Source organism: Ornithinibacillus scapharcae TW25, from assembly GCF_000190475.1.
Taxonomy (GTDB): Bacteria; Bacillota; Bacilli; order Bacillales; family Amphibacillaceae; genus Ornithinibacillus; species Ornithinibacillus scapharcae.
The window spans coordinates 32,208-49,948 of sequence record NZ_AEWH01000014.1; the positions used below are offsets into that span (position 1 = coordinate 32,208).

At 40.8% G+C, this 17,741-nt stretch carries 25 protein-coding genes, 14 tRNA genes and 1 rRNA gene; 2 read left to right on the top strand and 38 right to left on the bottom strand.

Annotation, left to right across the window (positions count from 1 at the left end; translation table 11 throughout):
* Positions 1 to 6 precede the first annotated feature (6 nt).
* A complete protein-coding gene (locus G5W_RS23710) occupies positions 7 to 183 on the bottom strand; it encodes a hypothetical protein (protein ID WP_010094451.1) in 177 nt (58 codons plus the stop codon).
* Between the two features lie 298 nt (positions 184 to 481).
* Between G5W_RS23710 and G5W_RS20370 the strand changes: the two genes are divergently transcribed.
* Complete coding sequence (locus G5W_RS20370) at positions 482 to 682, top strand: helix-turn-helix transcriptional regulator (RefSeq protein WP_010094452.1); 201 nt, start codon at positions 482 to 484, stop codon at positions 680 to 682.
* 15 nt (positions 683 to 697) lie between these two features.
* Here G5W_RS20370 and G5W_RS22640 read toward each other — a convergent pair whose 3' ends face one another.
* The 18 genes from G5W_RS22640 to G5W_RS0104120 form a co-directional block, all read right to left on the bottom strand.
* Positions 698 to 1,138 (bottom strand): hypothetical protein, encoded by a 441-nt coding sequence (locus G5W_RS22640; protein WP_010094454.1) that lies wholly within the window; start codon positions 1,136 to 1,138, stop codon positions 698 to 700.
* Between the two features lie 119 nt (positions 1,139 to 1,257).
* Positions 1,258 to 3,174 (bottom strand): phage tail protein, encoded by a 1,917-nt coding sequence (locus G5W_RS22645; RefSeq protein ID WP_010094455.1) that lies wholly within the window; start codon positions 3,172 to 3,174, stop codon positions 1,258 to 1,260.
* Complete coding sequence (locus G5W_RS0104050; RefSeq protein ID WP_010094457.1) at positions 3,164 to 3,529, bottom strand: hypothetical protein; 366 nt, start codon at positions 3,527 to 3,529, stop codon at positions 3,164 to 3,166. Before G5W_RS0104050 ends, G5W_RS22645 begins: the two co-directional genes overlap by 11 nt.
* Before the next feature lie 124 nt (positions 3,530 to 3,653).
* Entirely contained in the window at positions 3,654 to 3,842 is a 189-nt protein-coding gene (locus tag G5W_RS0104055) for a hypothetical protein (protein WP_010094459.1), read from the bottom strand.
* 1 nt (position 3,843) lies between these two features.
* Positions 3,844 to 4,461 (bottom strand): hypothetical protein, encoded by a 618-nt coding sequence (locus G5W_RS0104060; protein WP_010094461.1) that lies wholly within the window; start codon positions 4,459 to 4,461, stop codon positions 3,844 to 3,846.
* On the bottom strand, positions 4,400 to 4,894 hold the full coding sequence (locus G5W_RS0104065; protein ID WP_010094463.1) for a hypothetical protein: 495 nt from the start codon (positions 4,892 to 4,894) through the stop codon (positions 4,400 to 4,402). Before G5W_RS0104065 ends, G5W_RS0104060 begins: the two co-directional genes overlap by 62 nt.
* Positions 4,895 to 5,149, bottom strand: a complete 255-nt coding sequence (locus tag G5W_RS0104070) for a hypothetical protein (RefSeq protein WP_010094465.1) — start codon at positions 5,147 to 5,149, stop codon at positions 4,895 to 4,897.
* Entirely contained in the window at positions 5,139 to 5,600 is a 462-nt protein-coding gene (locus G5W_RS0104075) for a hypothetical protein (RefSeq protein WP_010094467.1), read from the bottom strand. Before G5W_RS0104075 ends, G5W_RS0104070 begins: the two co-directional genes overlap by 11 nt.
* Positions 5,593 to 5,916, bottom strand: coding sequence for a hypothetical protein (locus G5W_RS0104080; protein ID WP_010094470.1), 324 nt, complete (start codon positions 5,914 to 5,916; stop codon positions 5,593 to 5,595). Before G5W_RS0104080 ends, G5W_RS0104075 begins: the two co-directional genes overlap by 8 nt.
* 275 nt (positions 5,917 to 6,191) lie before the next feature.
* Entirely contained in the window at positions 6,192 to 6,401 is a 210-nt protein-coding gene (locus tag G5W_RS0104085) for a hypothetical protein (protein ID WP_010094472.1), read from the bottom strand.
* Positions 6,402 to 6,510: 109 nt separating this feature from the next.
* Positions 6,511 to 6,726 (bottom strand): helix-turn-helix domain-containing protein, encoded by a 216-nt coding sequence (locus G5W_RS20385; RefSeq protein ID WP_010094474.1) that lies wholly within the window; start codon positions 6,724 to 6,726, stop codon positions 6,511 to 6,513.
* Between the two features lie 28 nt (positions 6,727 to 6,754).
* Complete coding sequence (locus G5W_RS20390; RefSeq protein ID WP_050801645.1) at positions 6,755 to 7,570, bottom strand: hypothetical protein; 816 nt, start codon at positions 7,568 to 7,570, stop codon at positions 6,755 to 6,757.
* A gap of 14 nt (positions 7,571 to 7,584) precedes the next feature.
* Positions 7,585 to 8,787 (bottom strand): hypothetical protein, encoded by a 1,203-nt coding sequence (locus G5W_RS0104100; protein ID WP_010094478.1) that lies wholly within the window; start codon positions 8,785 to 8,787, stop codon positions 7,585 to 7,587.
* 16 nt (positions 8,788 to 8,803) lie between these two features.
* Positions 8,804 to 9,130 (bottom strand): hypothetical protein, encoded by a 327-nt coding sequence (locus tag G5W_RS0104105; protein ID WP_010094480.1) that lies wholly within the window; start codon positions 9,128 to 9,130, stop codon positions 8,804 to 8,806.
* A 764-nt stretch (positions 9,131 to 9,894) separates the two neighbouring features.
* The gene (locus tag G5W_RS24450) at positions 9,895 to 9,990 is read right to left on the bottom strand and encodes a phage holin (protein ID WP_081472414.1); all 96 of its coding nucleotides are present in this window, start codon (positions 9,988 to 9,990) and stop codon (positions 9,895 to 9,897) included.
* A 270-nt stretch (positions 9,991 to 10,260) separates the two neighbouring features.
* Positions 10,261 to 10,590 carry a hypothetical protein gene (locus tag G5W_RS0104110; protein ID WP_010094482.1) on the bottom strand — a complete coding sequence of 110 codons (330 nt, stop codon included), beginning with the start codon at positions 10,588 to 10,590 and terminating at the stop codon, positions 10,261 to 10,263.
* Positions 10,587 to 10,805: a hypothetical protein gene (locus G5W_RS0104115; protein WP_138918963.1), complete on the bottom strand. Its 219-nt coding sequence runs from the start codon at positions 10,803 to 10,805 to the stop codon at positions 10,587 to 10,589. The genes G5W_RS0104110 and G5W_RS0104115 overlap by 4 nt, the downstream gene beginning before the upstream one ends.
* Positions 10,806 to 10,872: 67 nt before the next feature.
* Positions 10,873 to 11,166, bottom strand: coding sequence for a hypothetical protein (locus G5W_RS0104120; RefSeq protein ID WP_010094487.1), 294 nt, complete (start codon positions 11,164 to 11,166; stop codon positions 10,873 to 10,875).
* Between the two features lie 150 nt (positions 11,167 to 11,316).
* On the opposite strand from G5W_RS0104120, the gene G5W_RS0104125 reads away from it, so the two are divergent.
* Positions 11,317 to 11,556 (top strand): helix-turn-helix domain-containing protein, encoded by a 240-nt coding sequence (locus tag G5W_RS0104125; protein ID WP_010094488.1) that lies wholly within the window; start codon positions 11,317 to 11,319, stop codon positions 11,554 to 11,556.
* 793 nt (positions 11,557 to 12,349) lie between these two features.
* Here G5W_RS0104125 and G5W_RS0104135 read toward each other — a convergent pair.
* The 19 genes from G5W_RS0104135 to rrf all read right to left on the bottom strand — a co-directional run bounded on the left by G5W_RS0104135 (position 12,350) and on the right by rrf (position 17,642).
* On the bottom strand, positions 12,350 to 13,108 hold the full coding sequence (locus G5W_RS0104135; RefSeq protein ID WP_010094490.1) for a helix-turn-helix domain-containing protein: 759 nt from the start codon (positions 13,106 to 13,108) through the stop codon (positions 12,350 to 12,352).
* A 224-nt stretch (positions 13,109 to 13,332) separates the two neighbouring features.
* Positions 13,333 to 14,301, bottom strand: coding sequence for a tyrosine-type recombinase/integrase (locus tag G5W_RS0104140; protein WP_010094491.1), 969 nt, complete (start codon positions 14,299 to 14,301; stop codon positions 13,333 to 13,335).
* Positions 14,302 to 14,432: 131 nt separating this feature from the next.
* Positions 14,433 to 14,514, bottom strand: a tRNA-Leu gene (locus G5W_RS0104145).
* A gap of 119 nt (positions 14,515 to 14,633) precedes the next feature.
* A complete protein-coding gene (locus G5W_RS0104150; RefSeq protein ID WP_010094492.1) occupies positions 14,634 to 15,095 on the bottom strand; it encodes a hypothetical protein in 462 nt (153 codons plus the stop codon).
* An 8-nt stretch (positions 15,096 to 15,103) separates the two neighbouring features.
* The gene (locus tag G5W_RS0104155; protein ID WP_010094493.1) at positions 15,104 to 16,111 is read right to left on the bottom strand and encodes a DUF3231 family protein; all 1,008 of its coding nucleotides are present in this window, start codon (positions 16,109 to 16,111) and stop codon (positions 15,104 to 15,106) included.
* A gap of 185 nt (positions 16,112 to 16,296) precedes the next feature.
* A tRNA-Cys gene (locus G5W_RS0104160) sits at positions 16,297 to 16,370 on the bottom strand.
* Positions 16,371 to 16,383: 13 nt separating this feature from the next.
* Positions 16,384 to 16,458 (bottom strand) — tRNA-Gly (locus tag G5W_RS0104165).
* A 2-nt stretch (positions 16,459 to 16,460) separates the two neighbouring features.
* Positions 16,461 to 16,535, bottom strand: a tRNA-Gln gene (locus G5W_RS0104170).
* Positions 16,536 to 16,552: 17 nt separating this feature from the next.
* Positions 16,553 to 16,628 (bottom strand) — tRNA-His (locus G5W_RS0104175).
* Positions 16,629 to 16,641: 13 nt separating this feature from the next.
* Positions 16,642 to 16,715 (bottom strand) — tRNA-Trp (locus G5W_RS0104180).
* 34 nt (positions 16,716 to 16,749) lie between these two features.
* Positions 16,750 to 16,833, bottom strand: a tRNA-Tyr gene (locus G5W_RS0104185).
* A 21-nt stretch (positions 16,834 to 16,854) separates the two neighbouring features.
* Positions 16,855 to 16,930 (bottom strand) — tRNA-Phe (locus tag G5W_RS0104190).
* A 25-nt stretch (positions 16,931 to 16,955) separates the two neighbouring features.
* Positions 16,956 to 17,032, bottom strand: a tRNA-Asp gene (locus G5W_RS0104195).
* A 15-nt stretch (positions 17,033 to 17,047) separates the two neighbouring features.
* A tRNA-Met gene (locus G5W_RS0104200) sits at positions 17,048 to 17,124 on the bottom strand.
* A gap of 38 nt (positions 17,125 to 17,162) precedes the next feature.
* Positions 17,163 to 17,238 (bottom strand) — tRNA-Val (locus G5W_RS0104205).
* A 3-nt stretch (positions 17,239 to 17,241) separates the two neighbouring features.
* Positions 17,242 to 17,316: transfer RNA gene (locus G5W_RS0104210), tRNA-Glu, on the bottom strand.
* Between the two features lie 28 nt (positions 17,317 to 17,344).
* A tRNA-Ser gene (locus G5W_RS0104215) sits at positions 17,345 to 17,436 on the bottom strand.
* A 3-nt stretch (positions 17,437 to 17,439) separates the two neighbouring features.
* Positions 17,440 to 17,514 (bottom strand) — tRNA-Asn (locus tag G5W_RS0104220).
* A gap of 12 nt (positions 17,515 to 17,526) precedes the next feature.
* Positions 17,527 to 17,642, bottom strand: a 5S ribosomal RNA gene (gene rrf, locus G5W_RS0104225).
* Positions 17,643 to 17,741 lie beyond the last annotated feature (99 nt).

Below are 17,741 nucleotides of genomic sequence, written 5' to 3' on the forward strand. Positions count from 1 at the left end.
GACCTCCTAAAAGAACGTAATGGTAATCGAATTAGTTACATACCACAAACCGCCGGCAATAAGACCGGTCATAACTAGGTAGCCTATAATCGATAATAACTCATTTTCGAACCTTGCCATGGCTAACGACAATAAACCTACCGCGCTCATAGTTAGTAATCCCCATGTTGCCAATGCGCCCATTCCTTACCCTCCTAATTTTCTGAATTTTAATTCTCCCCCTCGCCGCTCCCCCTACAGTCCGCTTCGCTATCGCTCTTCTTTAAACAGATTTCTTTTTCTAATATTTTCATAGTTTCATAACTTGTATTTCCTTGTAAGAATACTTTTATCGATAATTTAGTAGGAGCCTATGTAAATACTTTATTAATTCTTTTGTAAATAATGCGTGTCCCTGTGAATTTAAAATACAAAAATGTGAAGTAATAATTCACAAGGGTTTTAGAGACTAGTTGTAGAATATGTATATAGGGTGATTAATATGGAGTTGAGATCGAGGATAAAAGAGTGGATTGTACGTAGTGGATACACAAACGAAAGGCTTGCGGAGGAGTTAGGCGTTAGTAGGGAAACTGTCTCTAAATGGGCAAATAGCAAATCGTTCCCAGGCGTTAAGACGTTATGGACATTATCTCGTAAGTTCGGATGCAAAGTCGATGAGTTATACGAAATTATCGAATAAAAAAGAAGGGTCGGATTATCCCGCCCTTCGCATACTTGCGATTTTAGTATAGGTCGACTTGTCACATTCGATGTGTAAGACGTACTCTTTTTCTTTATCGTCCATTAGGTATATAAACGCTTTGGAGTTATCCTTACGCCTTCCACCGATCGCTGCGCCAGCAACCCCGGCAAGTGGTCCCGCAACTAACGTCCCACCAATCGCACCAACTGCGGCTTTCCCTGCGCTTCGTTTAGCGCTCTCTTCCCACTCGATATCGATTAGCTTTGCGATAATATTTTTCGCACCAGGTACGAATATTTTCACGAAACCGTCACCCTCGTCGTACATTTGCGTTTTCTTAAATCCGCCCGGAAACATCGCGTTTAACTGCTCACTTCCCGCCAATATAACAAGCTCAACTTGCGGTTTCATTGCGTCCTTCATGCCCTCTTTAAACCATTGCTTAAATCCCATCGTAATCCCCCTTTTAATTGACTGACTTATCTAAATTATATCATATGTAGACGGGCAAAACACCCGCCATTTCAACGTTTTAAGCGTTTTCTAATCGTTATGTCATCGTTAGTGTTTCGTTATGCCCCTGCTTCGGCATCACGTAAAATCTTAATCGCAAGTTTGTTGGCGATCGCATCGATATCGGACTCTTTACGGACGTGCATATCTCCGTTAAAGTTAACGACAACCCCGCCTTTTCCTTGCTTGCTTTCCGAGTTCTCTTGCGCCGTCATTATACGCTCGCCCTGGTGGACGTATCGCCAACCGGACTTAGCTACGTAAGGGTCTCCGTGGTAATTCTGATTACCGACTTTCTTCGATGGTGACGTATTGGTATTCGCATTGACATCGACATTTACCGTTTTCTTCTTATCGAAGATTCCCGTTATGGAATCCCATATTTTCTGCGCAGTCTTTTTCAGCGAGTCCCATACCGCAAGGAATCCGTCAATGATACCTTGAACGAAGTTTTTACCGATATCGACTGCGCCCTTTATCCAATCGCCGAAAATTTCATTGATGTCTTGGATAGCCGTCGATATAGTCGTAGTGAGTTCGTTCCATTTTGTCTTAATCCAATCACCGATCTTTGTAAATACTTCTTGGATTTTATTCCAAATGTTGTTAAATATCTCGGAAGTTTTATTCCACACCATACTCCATGCTGCGGAAATTACCGCCCAAACTTCCATTGCTTTGGCTTTAACCCAATCCCAATTGGCGACTAATAGCGCAATCGTTGCAATCAACGCTACAATCCCGGCTACAATCCACGTCATAGGACTTGCCCATATGGCAGCGTTGAAGCCGAGCATTGCAATTTTACCAGCTATTGAAGCCGCATTGAACGCCTTAATGAATCCGGTAACCGTTTGAACAACCGTCATTATCTTAAATGCGGCGAATAATGAACCTAATGCAACGGTAATACCTACAACAATAGGCTTAATGGTCGACCAATTATCTTTAATTGACGAATATAGTTCTTTCGCTTTTTCATAAACGGTTTGGATAACATTTCCAACCATTTTTAAGGCGTCCCATATACCGGAAGCTATGCCTTTAATATTCGACCAATTATCGCGGATGTAAGACCCGAAATCTATCGCCTTTTCCGTAATGAAGGTGATACCTTTCTCGACTGCGCTAAATATTCCGTCTGCTCCTCCGGCACTTAGCCAATCGGCAGCAGCCTTTAATTGCGGTTTTAGACGTTCTAGCGCTCTATCCCCCGCATCAGATAATCCGGAACTTATCGTACCAGTTATCGTCGATAATAGACCCTTACTAGACTCGCCAAGTTTTTCTGCTCCGCCCTTGAAGGTTTCGGCAATTTGGTTATTCATCACTTCGAAAGCTCCTCCGGCGGCTTTAAGGTCGTCCGCGGAAATCTTGAACCCGAACTCCTTTAACCTCTCCGTTTCGCCGGTCGCTAAATCGGCTAACGCCTCCATAGCATCTGATAACGTTTTCTCCGGATTGAGTGCCGCCATGTCTTGCGCAATAGTTAGCATCTTTTTAGCTTGGCCGATATCTCCGCCGGCTACTTGAATTGACCGTCTACCGGCTCCGATAACTTCATCGGTAGCAAACGGAGTCATATTCGCATTCTTACGCAAATATTTTACGTATTCTGCTGCGGCGGTTTTAGCCTCTTCGGTGCTACGAGTCAACCCTAAGAAGTGTTCCATCGAAATCATCTGCTGCTCCATATTCGCGGCTCCGCCAATGGTTGAGGAAAATCCCTTGTATGCTAACGCCACTCCACCGACCGCGCCCGCTAATGCGGTCATTTTTCCGATTGTACCGGATGCTTTATCGCGCAATCTACTGATTGAACCTCCTGCACCGTCGGAATAACGACTCATTTTCTGCATACTAGATGACGTTCTCTCTGATGCGGAATCAAGTTTCTGCGCAGCCGAAGTCATCTTTTTAAATTTACTAGAGAACTTGTCTATTACTTGTACCCTCGCCGTTAAATCAAACGCCATTTTGTTCCCTCATTTCTTCGACCTTCTTCGCTGCGTACCTGTATCCACATTTTCTAAATACTTCAAGCGTTTGGTAAATCTGTTTTTCTTGTGACGGTTTTATAGTCCCGTTATTCTTTTTAGTCCGCTCCATTAACCTAATAGCGTTTAGCAAGCTTTGACCTGCTTTCCTGCAATCCATATCGTCGGACTTTACGAGTTCCCTCGCGAATCCCTCGATAAAAAATGTGTTAGGATATGGCTTTAATCCTACCGATGCGGAATAAATCATCTCGTTTGCACCGGTTAGAACTTTAAAATAATAGAGTTCTCGTTCGCTTTCGTGAACTTCGTCCGGTAATTTTGCAAAATCCATCTCGTCACCCCTTCGTAATTTGTAAAAAATAAATAAAAAGACCCACCGTAATGGCAGGTCAATTAAAGGAGATTCTCTTGCTCCGAAAAAGGTTTGTCATACCTTTTCCATCATCGCAATTTACTTAGTTATCTTTCATTTCTTCTGTGTCGAGAAGGTTCCTTCCTCGCTTAACAGTTGCGTACATTCCTATCGCTTCCGGTGAATTTAATTGGGAGGCTACATCTCTCGCGATTGTTAAATCATCTTCATTAAAACCGATTCCTTGTTTCATTTTTTCCCGCAATTTATTTAACTCTACATGTGCTTTCATATTATATTTCCACCTTTCCTCTTACTTTTGGATTGTGTTTTATTTCGTTGGGTACATTCCCTCTATGGATTTGTCTAATTTGTGTCCAATCGAAAAGGTATACCAGTTTTTCATCTCTGTTTTTTAAAGCTATATCTCCGAGTTTGTAGTGGTAAGCATCCCCCAACTCATCCTTATACTCTTTCTTTATTTCATCAAATTCTTTTAACGATTTGAGGTAGTCAACGACAGCGTTGAGGTATTCAACTTTGGCGAAGGCAAGCCGATCAAGTATGTCATCGAGTCGTTCTTCTTTAAACTTCGGAACTACTTCTTGGTTAAACTCTAGCAAGACATCCTCTGATGTAACTTCTGCTAGTTTCAACGTTCGAAACGTTTGATGTTCTTTTTTTCGCCTTTCAACTAGTTCTTCTTGGTTTGCTATTTCTTCGGATATTTTGTCAAGTTTATCGGTTTTATCTTCACCTGATAAGATTTGCTCTTGCATTGTTTGGTCAAATTGCTGCTTTAATTCTTCTAATTTTTCTTCCTCTTTCTTGATGCGTGCCCTCATTGTGCTATCCGATTGTGCCATTTTTTGCTTCTGTTCTTGGAGCATTTGAAGTTTTGTTTTCTCCATACTTTTTTCCACCTTTCAATAATTCTATTATTTTTTCTAACTTTTTTATTATCCATCCGCGCCATATTGGGAATGGTTTTGATTCACTCGGAACCTCAACCTTCGGATGTAAATCATATAAGTCGATTAATTCCTCTTTATATTGCATTAATAGACTCCTAGTATTACTCGTATCGTTAGCTACTTTATACACACCGTTAAATCCAATCACTTTAAACAAAATCGTATAAATCCCTTGGTTTGATGTCCATACGTCCAGTGGATATAAGTCATATTGGATTGCAATATCTCTAATTACATCTAAGACTTGATTATCGTTGTTATACGGAAGTATCAAACTCTCGGTCATTTTACCTTCATAATCGTATAGAATCGCAACTATAAACGGCTTACTCTCGAGCATCTCGACATTAATTATTAATATGGGTTTCATTTAAAACACTTCCGTTTCAGTAGGAAAGTTATTTTCAAAAATATTAACCTGGTTAAATCCTTTATCTCTAGCTGTCTCATACGCTCTATTTTTAACGTGGTCGCACAATACCCCGTAACTTAATCCGGTATATGTCTGCGACCAATCCTCGACTATTTCCCCTGTCTCCGCATCAACGATTTTGACTGAAGCTAAATGACTCTTCATATCTTGCGGATAAACATTAGCAAGGATATGACAAGCCTTAATCGCCACTTAAACGCCCCCTTATTGCCTCGATATCCTCTACGGTTGCTATTACTGTTGATTTCCTATTTTCTGCGTCGGTTGCTAACGTATCCAAGTCCGCCCTATATGCCCGTCCAATTTTTCTATTTCCGATTGAAACAAACTTTAGCGGTGTGGGCGACACATTTTCGGCAATCTTTGAAAGTGCCTCCTTCTTGAAAAAGATGTTATTGCTTCCACGGATTACCACTCCCTCAACATTCGGTAATTCCGGAAGAATCTGACTCATTATCCCGGTAAATTTCTCTCGATGTGTGATGTTATTCGGACAATAGAATGAACCAACCTTATACAGATAAAAAGTTTCGTCATATCGTTTTAGCAATACTAGGACGCCTGCCGATTCGGGTTTAAATAGTATATTGAGATAGTACATACGATCACTGTCTAGTTGATTTTCTTCTGTAATTTCAGTCACCTCCTTTTACAATGATTGTCCCATCCTCAAGCATAATCGCCTCAGTTTTATTTTCAGCTTGCTTAACTTCAATGATTTCTCCCTGTGTTATATCTTTGACCTTCCTCTTAGGCAGAAACTTATTATCGTTATAGCACTTAGGTATGAGTTGAAGTACTTTTTCTAATTTGTAATGTGGACCGAAAGAATAAGTAACAAATTGTTTCCCGTCATATACCTTAGCGGTTACGTTGAAATACTTCGGAGCATGTTCGCCGCCATAACAAATTATCGTACGTAGTCCAGTACCAGGTACGCGTACTCCAAAATTACTCACAACACGATCCCTCCATGAATTTTATAAGGCGTTCTTTGGTATCACTGCTTATTAGTAAATCAACTGAATACGTTGCGCGTCGATTACGTTTTAGCTTTCTTTTTCGTCTCTTTACTGTTTTATTCAACCAGTTCGACTCCCTTCGTTTTCCCGATACCATATAGACAGAAATCGGGTGTATAGCGAGCAAATAAGCACACTTTTAACAGCTTCGCTTGTATTTGTACCTACTAAGTTAAAAGCCTCTTAAAACGGCTAATTTTATGAAAAATCTGCTATGATACTTTTACTCCGAATCTACGTTCAGCCTGGCGCCTATCTTTCACCGGTATTTTAAATTGTGTCGCCTTGATTTTTCCGTTAATCATATACTCTGCCATGACTTTCCAGTCCTTGTTAGAGCGCTTGATATTTTTAACTACTTGCCTATCGGTTGTGTATGCTGCAAGCCAGCCAACTTCTAATCTCCATAGTTCATTTTCCATTTCAATGCCTACTGTCCCCTATCTATTTTTTGTAGTTGACATTCCACCCCATTTGACATACACTTAAAATTGGATAAGTATATTCATGGTAGTTAATGTAAATAAAAAATTATAAAGCTAGTTTCTTACTCCGTTCCAAAAACTCGATAAAATCCTCTGTTGGTTCGAAGTTTTTTGCAATTTTCGCCCTAACTAGATCGGTGACCGAGCGACTACCGGCTTCAATTCTAGAAACAGTCGATTGGCTAATCCCTAAAAACTCACTAAACTCCGGTTGGCTCATACCTAGCCATAGTCGTATAGATTTGAAAGTTTCTCTATCCATTCCTTTACCTCCTTTTTATGACTTCCAATCAAAAAAATTGAGCAGATACGCTGCCGGCTTGCGTACCTACCTGGTTACTAATAATGGGGTTTTGCCCACGGTTATTAGTCACTTTTTCTACATATTTTTCTAATTTTTCTCGTTTTATTTCTTCATCAGATAAATCTGCTAGATTGTAAGTTTTAACTGGATATATAGGCAGTTTCTCTTTTTTTAATGGCGCATACCTTATCGGTCGATTCTTACTTATTTCTCTCTCTAGTTTGTCCGCCTCTACCGCAATATCACGCTTACGAGTCCGATCTCCCACCGATTCATCGAGCGCTGGCACGTAATACCATCGCGATAAGTATGATCCGGTCTCCTTATATCGTTTTATTGATTCGTGGTGCTTATCCTTGCAATCTTCGCAACAGAATCGGCTGTCACTTCGTTTTGCACGCATACCTTTAAAGTTGTCCTTATCAATCGGATACATATTAAGGCAAAACTTATGCTTGCATTTGCGCCATTTCTTGCGTTCTTTCCGGTAATCCGACCAAGTGGCGTTGCCTTCCTCGATATCGTCCTTGTAATCGGAGTATAGCGACATTATAGAGTAGTCTGCGCGCTCGACATACGCTTTATCGTATACGGGTGGATTCGCCTTTATGCGTTGTTGCTCAGCGTGTTGCGTGTTAAGTATAAGGGTATTAGCAACGCCTTCTAACGTGTTTAGTGGCGCTCGTTTTAGCTTAACGTCGTCAACGTTGGCATACTGCTCTAATTCCGATAATTTCCGTTGAGGAAAAGCCTTGTCATACATTACTGAATGAGTTGCTTTAAGTTTTCTTAGTTCTCGCATTTTACTCCCTCCTTCTAAATTTCGTTTTCTGCCCATTGCTTTAATACACGCCTCATACGTTTCGAAGGTAGATACAAGTCTATTGGTTGTCCGTTTCGTATCCTGGAGCGATATACCCATTGTAATAAATCCGATACGGCTAATAATTCTTGATTGACCGTGACACCGTGATCTTCAAAAAATGCCCTTTCCATCGGACCCATATATCTGTTAAATGCATAAGCTAACGACCATCTATCTTGGTACTCATTAGTTGCCCTAGCGTTACAATGAAGAAATGACCTAGCGTAACCCTTGCCGGACAGTCCCGATTTTGCATCTTTAATTGTCGTCCATAATATTTCTTTGCTTTTAGCTTTTGAGATGTTTCGAAAATAGTTATAGATGTTTTTGCGAACCTCGTTTTTCTTTTCCGCTGACATATTACGTAAATAAGAAGCACTAAATGCGTTTTCCAACTCTCCGATATCGTTTAAATTTCCGGTGTACAAGTTAATTAATTCATAGAGCGCTTTTCTATTTTCATTGTGCGGATTATAGTCAGTAATTTCGTATTTATCTCCCATGCGTTTTATTGCGAAGTATCTGTATTCGAAATTAAATAAGTCGAAATAATACCGTTGCAACTGCCCTTCGAACAAATATGTCATTACGTACACATTAGAAAGCGCTTCGAATACCCTTGGTGGAAACGCCCATATCAAGAACCTCCCACGGTGATAAAATAGATTACCGGCTTTGGCTAACCGCATTATGTCTGCATATTTGGCTAGAATGTCATAACCATCGTATAACCAGTCGACTCGATTACCCCTTACTTCGATATGCCCTAACGCAATTAAATCACGTATATCTTGCTGTGTTACGTTAGCTTTGTCTATAACGTCCATAACCTCGTCTAATATTAATGTATACCCCGAATCGGTTAAGAGTTCGATTAACTCGTCATCCGCCGTTTGGAATAAAGAATGCGTCGAGACGATATCCTTACCGTCGACTATCAACTCTTTTAAACTCCGCATTTTACTTCCGTCTTTATTGTTGTTATTCGGCTCAAAGAACGTCCGCTCAGTGTTTGCGCGAATACGCTCAACTTCCGATAGATACGGAGTTATATAGATAAATTTTTCGAGCGCGCTTGCTTCGTTCATGTATTGGATGGACCAGGACGTTTTACCGCTACCCATGATCGAGTCGATTATATTAATTTTCGTCATAACTTTTCCTCCCCTTTTAATCTAATTCCTGCCATAATTGTGACACTCTGGCTTCCGCTTGCTCCCTCGTCGGTCTATTGACGTCAAGTTTTCGTTCTACTTCGGAGATGATACTCTCCACATCAAGGTGTCTATTAATCTCTCCCAGGCGCGTTTCTATTTCATTGAACATTCTATATAGAACATGCTCTAGCGTTGCATGATATTCGTTGATAGTCGCTAAGTGCTTGATATGACGTTGCCTTACTTTCCCTCCACTTCGGTAATTCTCAACTAAAACGATGTTGAATGTCGTCTGACCTGGACCTCTAACGCTTTTCCGTTTCTTTACTCTTACGAACACAACTTACACCTCCCTTATGGTGTGGTGCCTACGATTTGTACGACGTGACACAATTCGTGGTCACTACAAAAGTAACCGCTAAACTTTTAATCGTTCTGACTACTACAACCGGTTATCACGCTTATAACGGGTAAACCTAATACCTCCGACAAATACCCACATATAACACCCCCTTTCGAAATAAATACTTATATATGACCCCGAGGCAGCTTGTCTGACTCGGAATGTCTTGAACTTTGTAACTACAGTTAAACCCTTGCGTAAAAATAAAATTCAATTTTTCCGCTATCATCATTTAGCACGTTTTATACCCCTTATTTTAAGAGAGGACGCTACAAACCGCGGTATATCAACGTTTCTAACGAATTTTAGCACTTTTATTTGCTAAATCGTAAATATCGGATGTAGTAGTGATAACTCGTCCGGTAATTTTTACCGCACCATTAATCAGAAAAAATATCTCTTTTTATATATGACGGATGAGAAAGACATTCTGCGAACCTTTTCTTTTTTAAACACCTATCTCTTTAATAGATGCGCGAGAAAGACCTTCTGCGCGACTTTTCCGCCTAAAAAAGAACTTCACGGTATATGAGTTGCTTCTCAAACCCATTCCGACACATAATTTGTGAACATTTTGTGAACTTTTTAGTTTTATGTATATTTAGACGCACACCAACGGAATTTTTCACACCAAAAACGCCACCCCCGAAAGAGTGACGCTTTTTATATTTATCGCTATGACAGTCGGTCTATTATCCGTATTACTCGTCACCTTTTCGTGGTTTATCGTAACCTAACGCCTGCTTGCTATCGCTGATTCCATTCGTCGTATGGTCGGTAACAATTCCGAGTAACATTAATGCTTAAGGTGTTGCCGCACCTTTTCCGTTCAATTCAAAGTATCATAAACACACCCCATGTTTTCTCACCCGCATATTTGTAGCTGACCAAGCTTTCGGTATTTAGAGACGTGGCAGCGTCTTAAACTACGTAACTGTTGCCGCAGTCACGCGTTTATCATTTCGATTAACAAGTAGAGTAATGATCCTATAAATAAAGTGAGGTAAAACGAGTCAATAGCGTTGACCTTGCGTCGAAAATTCTTTATAATATTAATCATCAAAGTTTTATCCTTTCGACCCTTCTAGTTGCCCGCTAGAGGGGTTTTGTGTTATTCCGGCGCGTTCCATTACGAAATTAATAACCTTGTCCCATTCGTCGGCAGTCAAATCCATATTAAAGATTGCGTTCTCCATCCAATCCGGCAATACTCCTGGCGGAACATGTGCGTAATAATATGCCGATAATATTTCGTCCCAATTTTCGAATTGCTCCTCGTATAGTTTTTCTAGTTCCGGATGTCCTTCCGGTAGATGGTTACGCTCATCATTCATTAGTTGTATGTACCTATCTGCGATTGCTTTAAAATCCGTATTTCTTTCCATTATTGCTATCATTCCGATTCCTCCTCGATTATTATATTTCTATCTAATGCCGTCATTAATGACTCTAAATTAGCAAGCTCGTCCTTTACCTTGCGCCTATGCTGTAACGCAGCTTGCAAGCTCTTAACGGTGCGACCGCTATTAAGTACGTTTACATTTCTGCTAAACTCTATATCGTGATACAAGTCCGATACGGCGCGGTCGGCTTTCGATAAGCATTGGCGCACCCTAGCGCGCTCCTTGACCGCAATTTGTCGCGCATCTTGTAGTAACGTCTGTAGCCTACGAGCATTTTTAGTCGGTAACATACTTCGCCAACTCCTTCCGCATCGCCTCCACTTCATCCTCATCGAAATCGTATTCCTTTATAATGCGGTCAAATACCGGTGGTAGCTGCGCCGGATGAATAAACTGATACAGATACGACTCGATCACCTCGACCTCCGCGTTATGCGATTCTAGCGCCCATTGTTCGTATTCCGGTGAATCCTCCGGACTGTTGCGTCGTGAGTCCGTTTTGAGTTCATCATAGGTTTCGATAACTTGCTTAATGTAATCTTCACCATTGAACCAAACTACTCCACTCATCGTGATTCCCTCCTTTTAGTGTATTCGGTTTATCCGAATAACTTAACCTTAGTATACGTTCGGTTTATCCGAATGTCAAGCATAAATTTACGGTTTAACCGAATAAGTGTATAATTGATTCATACAATGCTAAAAAGGAGCTTAATAATTATGAAGGTAAGAGTAGAAATTCATTTGCAAGATTTATTGACAAAGAACGGTATGAGTCAAAATGAGTTAGCGAGGAGACTAGAATTAAGTCCGTCAACAGTTAATGATATGTGTAAGAAGCCAATTAAACGTATAAACACGGAAACGATCGCTAAGATTGCGGAAATCTTCAATATAAGGGATATAAACGATATCATTTCATTAGAACAAGTAGAATATGAAGAAAAAAGTCAAAGTTAAAATTTTTGCTCAGGCGGTTGACCCACCAGGAAACGGCATAACGATGGGTGCCGTTGGGGGTCTGCGCATAAGCTCCGATCATATTAATCGACTTATACATATCGAAGTAAACACGTTATTAATAAAGCTATTTCAACGCCACGTTGACCGTCATGAGCGCGCCGATGTGGCGTATATTATCCGTATAAATATACAGTAATTACTTCCGATAACTTACATTATGTCTACTTACTAAACGTAAGAAATGTTGATACTACTACGTTCTGACAATCGCTAATTAGTTACCGCATACAATTTTTTATGCATTACGCTGAAACCCTTATATACCGTATACTTACTAATAGTAACCGAACACTCCGAGTGCATAAAAACAGGCGCTTTTATACATCGACAGACCCCCCGAGTTTTGGATAGGCGTCCACTCCGGAGCCTCCTCGCAGACCCATAATATCCGATATATGCACAATTACGCACACCTTTTCAAAGTGTTCGGAGGGTCACGCGCCAACCCCTCCTCGCAGATAAAACGCTCAATATAGTTTAACTGAGTCGCACAAAAACCGTGCAAAATCGCTCATTAAAATTCCGTAAATTTACCGATAATTACCGATGTAAACTAACGTAAACTAACATAATTTCGGACACTATCGGACATGAAAATAACGTCATTTACCCGAGTTTCTTCTTATGTGCATTTTTCGGAGTATGTCCGGTCATCAAATAGCCGATGTTAGTAACGGACAAGTAACAAATGAGACAAGTACCAATTTTTTTATGAACGGTCGACTACTTATCAATGCGACTCTCCGTATACTTCGGTATGCAATTCCATCCAGTATAAACGTCTAAATAAGCGCTGTGCAGACGTATATAAGTATCCGTCTATATTCGAGATTAGACCGCCTTTAAAACGCCTGATAACGTCTAATATCAGCATATTTAGTTCGTCGGAATACGACTCTACACGTTGATCCTTTCGTTTAGCTCGCAGTATGATTCCGGTTAATCTGCGAATGTCTGCACCGTTAAAGAACGGAGATAATGCGTTATATATTGGCGCAGGGATTGCATTCTTAGTCGCGAGTGCCGTATCTAATATGTAATTCTTTTTAGAGTGATTAAATATAGTTGATTGCGGCTCCATTTCGGACATGCTTGCCTTGTCTCCGTTAGTTTCGACGCTCTCCGTTGTGGCGACATTTTGCGGTGACATCTCCGGCATAATACGGATTATATTAACGGAACGGCGCCACTTTTTAACCGTTGCAACCTTCTCGATCATTCCGTATTGTTCAAGCGTCTTGACCGCACGCAGAACCGTTCTTTTTGATACTCCGATACTGTCAGCGATAGTTTGGTACTTAGCAAATGATACGCCAGTAAATCGCAAACTAGAACGCCCAAAGAATCGTAATACTTCGATTACTGACGGCGCAGCTTCATCCTTTAATAGTATGTCGATATACTCGTAAATGGTATCGTCCATTTCGCGAGTGGTTTCGAATGTGCGGTACTTTTCGATATTCTCGAATGATAGTGTTACATGTTCCATGCGTATCCCTCCATATTGAGGCGCATATACACGGTTACAGACACTCCCATACATATAAATAAGTTATTTAGTCCAGAAACGTACATATTTAATATAGGAATATATGTTCTATTAGAAACGTAAAGCAAATAAGCCTTGCAATACGTTTACTTTTTCGATACAATTAAACCTAGCGACAGGTGTGATGTATCGGGTGTAAATCCGTGCATTGCACTTTTTTTATTTTATAGATTCTTTAAAGGTGAAAACTCTTTATGTTTTTCGTAAACATCACTTGAATATAAATTTACATAGACTTTTACCATTTCCATTGTGGAATGACCTAGAATTTTTTGTAGCTCAAACACTCCGGCACCATTCATAACCGATAGTTTAGCGAAGGTATGCCTTAACGTATGAGGACTACATCGGACGTCTTTTATCTTTGCTATCTTGCCATACTTCGCAACAATCTTTTGCAAAGCACTTCTTTTCATAGCCTCTCCGTCCAAAGTCACAAACAAGTGATTACTTTCACATGTCCCTCTTAATTTTAAATATCGTTTTAACTGCTCTTTCATTTTTGCTTGTATCGGCACATATCGGTGAAAGTGATTCTTTGTATGTCGGACAAAAATAACCCCTTCCGACAACTTCACATCCTCAACTAGAATAGCTGCGGATTCTGATAGTCGAATACCAGTCTCCAAGAGTAATAGCATGTATGTATAATCTCTAACTCCTATAAATGTCCGCTTGTCGGGCGCGTTAAGTAAGTCCCGTAACTGCTTTATAGTAAAGGTTTCAACATTCCCCGATCGCACACTTAACAACGAGTAGCCTTTTAACGGGTTATTACGTAGATATTTAGATTCGTAGAGGAATCCGAAGAACGACCGTATTGCACGAATAGAGGTATTGATAGCTCCGTTTTTTAGTCCTCGGTTATCTCTTAGATAGACCACATAGTCGTCAATATCTTGTCGTAGGACCATGCTAATTTTATCCACCTTGTCAACCGACACCAGCCACCGCCTAAATTGACCGAGCTTTGTCCGGTAGTACGTAATAGTGTCCGGACGTAATCCTCTGCGTTCACCGTCAGAAATGAAGCGACTCATAGCCTCGTCAAAGGATAACGTATCCAGTTCGATGGGTTCCGAAGCTATCTCGATTTCCTCTGCGGTAAGTGCGTTATTTCTACGTTTTGACATAAAAAAAGCGCTCCCCTTCGATAAAATCAAAGGAAAGCGCGTGGGACTAATCTTCGCACATTCTGCGTTAAATTGAACGCAAAAAAGACGACGCTCCCCGTAGAGAACGCCGTCCTATCAACGTTTTATGATACCGGTGGTCGGGGTCGAACCGACACTCCCGAAGGAACGGGATTTTGAGTCCCGCGCGTCTGCCAATTCCGCCACACCGGCATAATAATAAATGACGTAAATCTTGACTGACAAGTAATAATATAGCACAAAATACTCCTCTAAGTCAATGAAAAGTTTATTGTTCACAATGTCAGTTTCTATTTGCCGGCAGGCTGTTTTTATTTTGCCAACTTCCTAATAATTATCTGGATTGCCTTCCCAATGAAAAATCCTAAAAATAGAAATAGAATAGGTAACCATATTGGGCCAAAATAAACACGACTAATATGAAATAAAGGAGAATAAACTACTCCAATCGTACCAATAAAAGCAGAAAACACAAATGGTAAGAAAGCATAAGGTTCCTCTCCTCCACCTGCATCCCGATATGCATCCCACATGGCAAATAAATATAAACATGGATAAAACATTAACCATTGATAATTCACATGTGAAATCGCCGCGGGTATATCTCCATAAAAGCTTGGTAATATGGCATGATTAAGTCCTGACTTAACATTAACGATAAATTCCAATAATATTAAAACCGTACCTTTTACTATTTTTCCGTTTAAATATTGACCAAAACCTGGTAAGGCGATACTCCAGAAAAATACTTCTGCTTTTCTACTTTGAGACATTAACCACACTACCCATCTGCTAATTTACCTCGGTCTAAAGCCATAGGTGGTTCCTCAAACCAACCATTTTTAATCATAATATTAGCTCCATCCTCTGCATACTTCATAATTTCAGCCAATAAGCGGGTATAGTGGGTAGACACATCTCTTCTCATACTTTGAGACAATGCAAGGCCATAATACCCCATGCTGGCTGAGATTAAAGAGGAAGTTTCAAACATCATTAATTTATCAGAGAAGACAAACGAAGTATTATCGGTAACTTCTGAGCTCCATGACATTGGTGTTGGAAGGTCTTCCTCATTTAATAAGGAGCCAAAGATTTCAACGTGTTTAGACGCTATTTCCTTACCTCTAATTAGATATTTTTTTACATCCTTTGACTGTGCTACCTGCCCAAATCCAATTAATGTTGAACCACCTAAATGGTTTCGTTGTATATTTGCATATAAGGTTGTGATTTCCAACCCTGTTAATGGTCTTCTCTCACCAAACCAACCGGTTAAAAAGCTCTGCTTCTTAACGTAGTCCGATTTAGAAGGTGGTTGTAGATATGGACCTCTTACATAAGTACCTTTTTCAAGCATGAGGTTCTTAGCCATTCGATGAAGTTGATTGGTCTTAGCAAAACACGCTGAGAAGTATTCATACACATCTTTCCTTGCTGCAAGTCCAATACATGCAGCATACGTATTCATCCCTATCATTGCATTGTCACGAACGTTGTTTAGGATATAATTATCAGAATAGAGTTTAGGAGCATGTACATCAACATCTTCCTTCACATTAAATCCAATTGGAAGCGGATATCCTTCCTTCTTAAAAAATCCCTCTAGAGCATCTAGATTTGCTTTTGACAAATCTAGACCAAATCGTACTACCTCCTTTATACTTTGATCCTCTACACTATTAAGAAAATAACTATAAGCACATACTGAAAGACTGTTTGTCATATACGCATTCCAAACCTGTGTTATTTCAACAGCAGATAAACGAGGGTTATGTTCTATTTCCATACTTACCTTACCTCCAGAACTAATACTAAACATTAGTATGCCCTAGATGTAAATATTATACAGTCATAACTCCCATAAAAAGGCAAAATAAAAACTCTCTTGTTTTAGTTGCTATGAATATAGCAGTTAAAACAAAAGAGTTTATTCTGAGAATAAAGCTATTATTTATTGATAGAAAGTAAATCTGGAGGCGGTAACCGGATTTGAACCGGTGATAAAGGTTTTGCAGACCTCTGCCTTACCACTTGGCTATACCGCCATTATCATGTAATTGGAGCGGAAGACGGGATTCGAACCCGCGACCCCCACCTTGGCAAGGTGGTGTTCTACCACTGAACTACTTCCGCACTGGCTGGGCTACTAGGATTCGAACCTAGGAATGACGGGACCAAAACCCGTTGCCTTACCGCTTGGCTATAGCCCAATAATTTTGGGATAATATGGGGCGATCGGTGGGAATCGAACCCACGAGTGCCGGAGCCACAATCCGGTGCGTTAACCCCTTCGCCACGACCGCCATATTAAAAAAATGGCAGGGGTAGTAGGAATCGAACCCACATCAAAGGTTTTGGAGACCTTCGTTTTACCATTAAACTATACCCCTACTGTCAAAAATATGACTACTATTTAATTGAAAGTGGTGGAGGGGGGCAGATTCGAACTGCCGAACCCGAAGGAGCGGATTTACAGTCCGCCGCGTTTAGCCACTTCGCTACCCCTCCAGAAAAAGAAAAAAACATAAATGGTGGCTCGGGACGGAATCGAACCGCCGACACACGGATTTTCAGTCCGTTGCTCTACCGACTGAGCTACCGAGCCATTATGTATCAAATAAAAATTATAGTGGCGGTCCGGACGGGACTCGAACCCGCGACCTCCTGCGTGACAGGCAGGCATTCTAACCAACTGAACTACCGGACCAACTATTAATGATTTTGGTTGCGGGGGCAGGATTTGAACCTACGACCTTCGGGTTATGAGCCCGACGAGCTACCAGACTGCTCCACCCCGCGGTGATATAAAGTGTATCTTTTGAAGTAAAAATTTTAAATGGTGGAGGATGACGGGCTCGAACCGCCGACCCCCTGCTTGTAAGGCAGGTGCTCTCCCAGCTGAGCTAATCCTCCACATGGTGACCCGTACGGGATTCGAACCCGTGTTACCGCCGTGAAAGGGCGGTGTCTTAACCGCTTGACCAACGGGCCATATAAGAGTTTGGATATATAAGAATAGTGGCGGAGAGCGAGGGATTTGAACCCTCGAGACCACTTTCGCAGCCTACACGATTTCCAATCGTGCTCCTTCGACCACTCGGACAGCTCTCCATATGGCTCCACAGGTAGGATTCGAACCTACGACCGATCGGTTAACAGCCGATTGCTCTACCACTGAGCTACTGTGGAATGGAATTAAATGCCTGGCAACGTCCTACTCTTGCAGGGGCAATGCCCCAACTACCATCGGCGCTGAAGAGCTTAACTTCTGTGTTCGGTATGGGAACAGGTGTGACCTCTTCGCCTTCATCACCAGACATAATACTTAATCACCAAGTGATCAGATTTTTTCGTGACAAACTTTATTATAATCGTTTTTTCGAAAAAAATCAAGTTTTTTTAAGGAATTATACCTT

What these genes read in the sequence shown, in the direction of transcription:
- G5W_RS20390 (WP_050801645.1), bottom strand. Translation starts at nt 7,570, where the DNA reads ATGCGAGAACTAAGAAAACTTAAAGCAACTCATTCAGTAATGTATGAC.
- G5W_RS0104110 (WP_010094482.1), bottom strand. Translation starts at nt 10,590, where the DNA reads ATGATAGCAATAATGGAAAGAAATACGGATTTTAAAGCAATCGCAGAT.
- G5W_RS0104100 (WP_010094478.1), bottom strand. Translation starts at nt 8,787, where the DNA reads ATGACGAAAATTAATATAATCGACTCGATCATGGGTAGCGGTAAAACG.
- G5W_RS0104060 (WP_010094461.1), bottom strand. Translation starts at nt 4,461, where the DNA reads ATGGAGAAAACAAAACTTCAAATGCTCCAAGAACAGAAGCAAAAAATG.
- G5W_RS0104125 (WP_010094488.1), top strand. Translation starts at nt 11,317, where the DNA reads ATGAAGGTAAGAGTAGAAATTCATTTGCAAGATTTATTGACAAAGAAC.
- G5W_RS0104050 (WP_010094457.1), bottom strand. Translation starts at nt 3,529, where the DNA reads ATGGATTTTGCAAAATTACCGGACGAAGTTCACGAAAGCGAACGAGAA.
- G5W_RS22645 (WP_010094455.1), bottom strand. Translation starts at nt 3,174, where the DNA reads ATGGCGTTTGATTTAACGGCGAGGGTACAAGTAATAGACAAGTTCTCT.
- G5W_RS0104150 (WP_010094492.1), bottom strand. Translation starts at nt 15,095, where the DNA reads ATGTCTCAAAGTAGAAAAGCAGAAGTATTTTTCTGGAGTATCGCCTTA.
- G5W_RS0104065 (WP_010094463.1), bottom strand. Translation starts at nt 4,894, where the DNA reads ATGAAACCCATATTAATAATTAATGTCGAGATGCTCGAGAGTAAGCCG.
- G5W_RS24450 (WP_081472414.1), bottom strand. Translation starts at nt 9,990, where the DNA reads ATGTTACTCGGAATTGTTACCGACCATACGACGAATGGAATCAGCGAT.
- G5W_RS0104055 (WP_010094459.1), bottom strand. Translation starts at nt 3,842, where the DNA reads ATGAAAGCACATGTAGAGTTAAATAAATTGCGGGAAAAAATGAAACAA.
- G5W_RS0104135 (WP_010094490.1), bottom strand. Translation starts at nt 13,108, where the DNA reads ATGGAACATGTAACACTATCATTCGAGAATATCGAAAAGTACCGCACA.
- G5W_RS0104140 (WP_010094491.1), bottom strand. Translation starts at nt 14,301, where the DNA reads ATGTCAAAACGTAGAAATAACGCACTTACCGCAGAGGAAATCGAGATA.
- G5W_RS22640 (WP_010094454.1), bottom strand. Translation starts at nt 1,138, where the DNA reads ATGGGATTTAAGCAATGGTTTAAAGAGGGCATGAAGGACGCAATGAAA.
- G5W_RS0104120 (WP_010094487.1), bottom strand. Translation starts at nt 11,166, where the DNA reads ATGAGTGGAGTAGTTTGGTTCAATGGTGAAGATTACATTAAGCAAGTT.
- G5W_RS20370 (WP_010094452.1), top strand. Translation starts at nt 482, where the DNA reads ATGGAGTTGAGATCGAGGATAAAAGAGTGGATTGTACGTAGTGGATAC.
- G5W_RS0104155 (WP_010094493.1), bottom strand. Translation starts at nt 16,111, where the DNA reads ATGGAAATAGAACATAACCCTCGTTTATCTGCTGTTGAAATAACACAG.
- G5W_RS20385 (WP_010094474.1), bottom strand. Translation starts at nt 6,726, where the DNA reads ATGGATAGAGAAACTTTCAAATCTATACGACTATGGCTAGGTATGAGC.
- G5W_RS0104085 (WP_010094472.1), bottom strand. Translation starts at nt 6,401, where the DNA reads ATGGAAAATGAACTATGGAGATTAGAAGTTGGCTGGCTTGCAGCATAC.
- G5W_RS23710 (WP_010094451.1), bottom strand. Translation starts at nt 183, where the DNA reads ATGGGCGCATTGGCAACATGGGGATTACTAACTATGAGCGCGGTAGGT.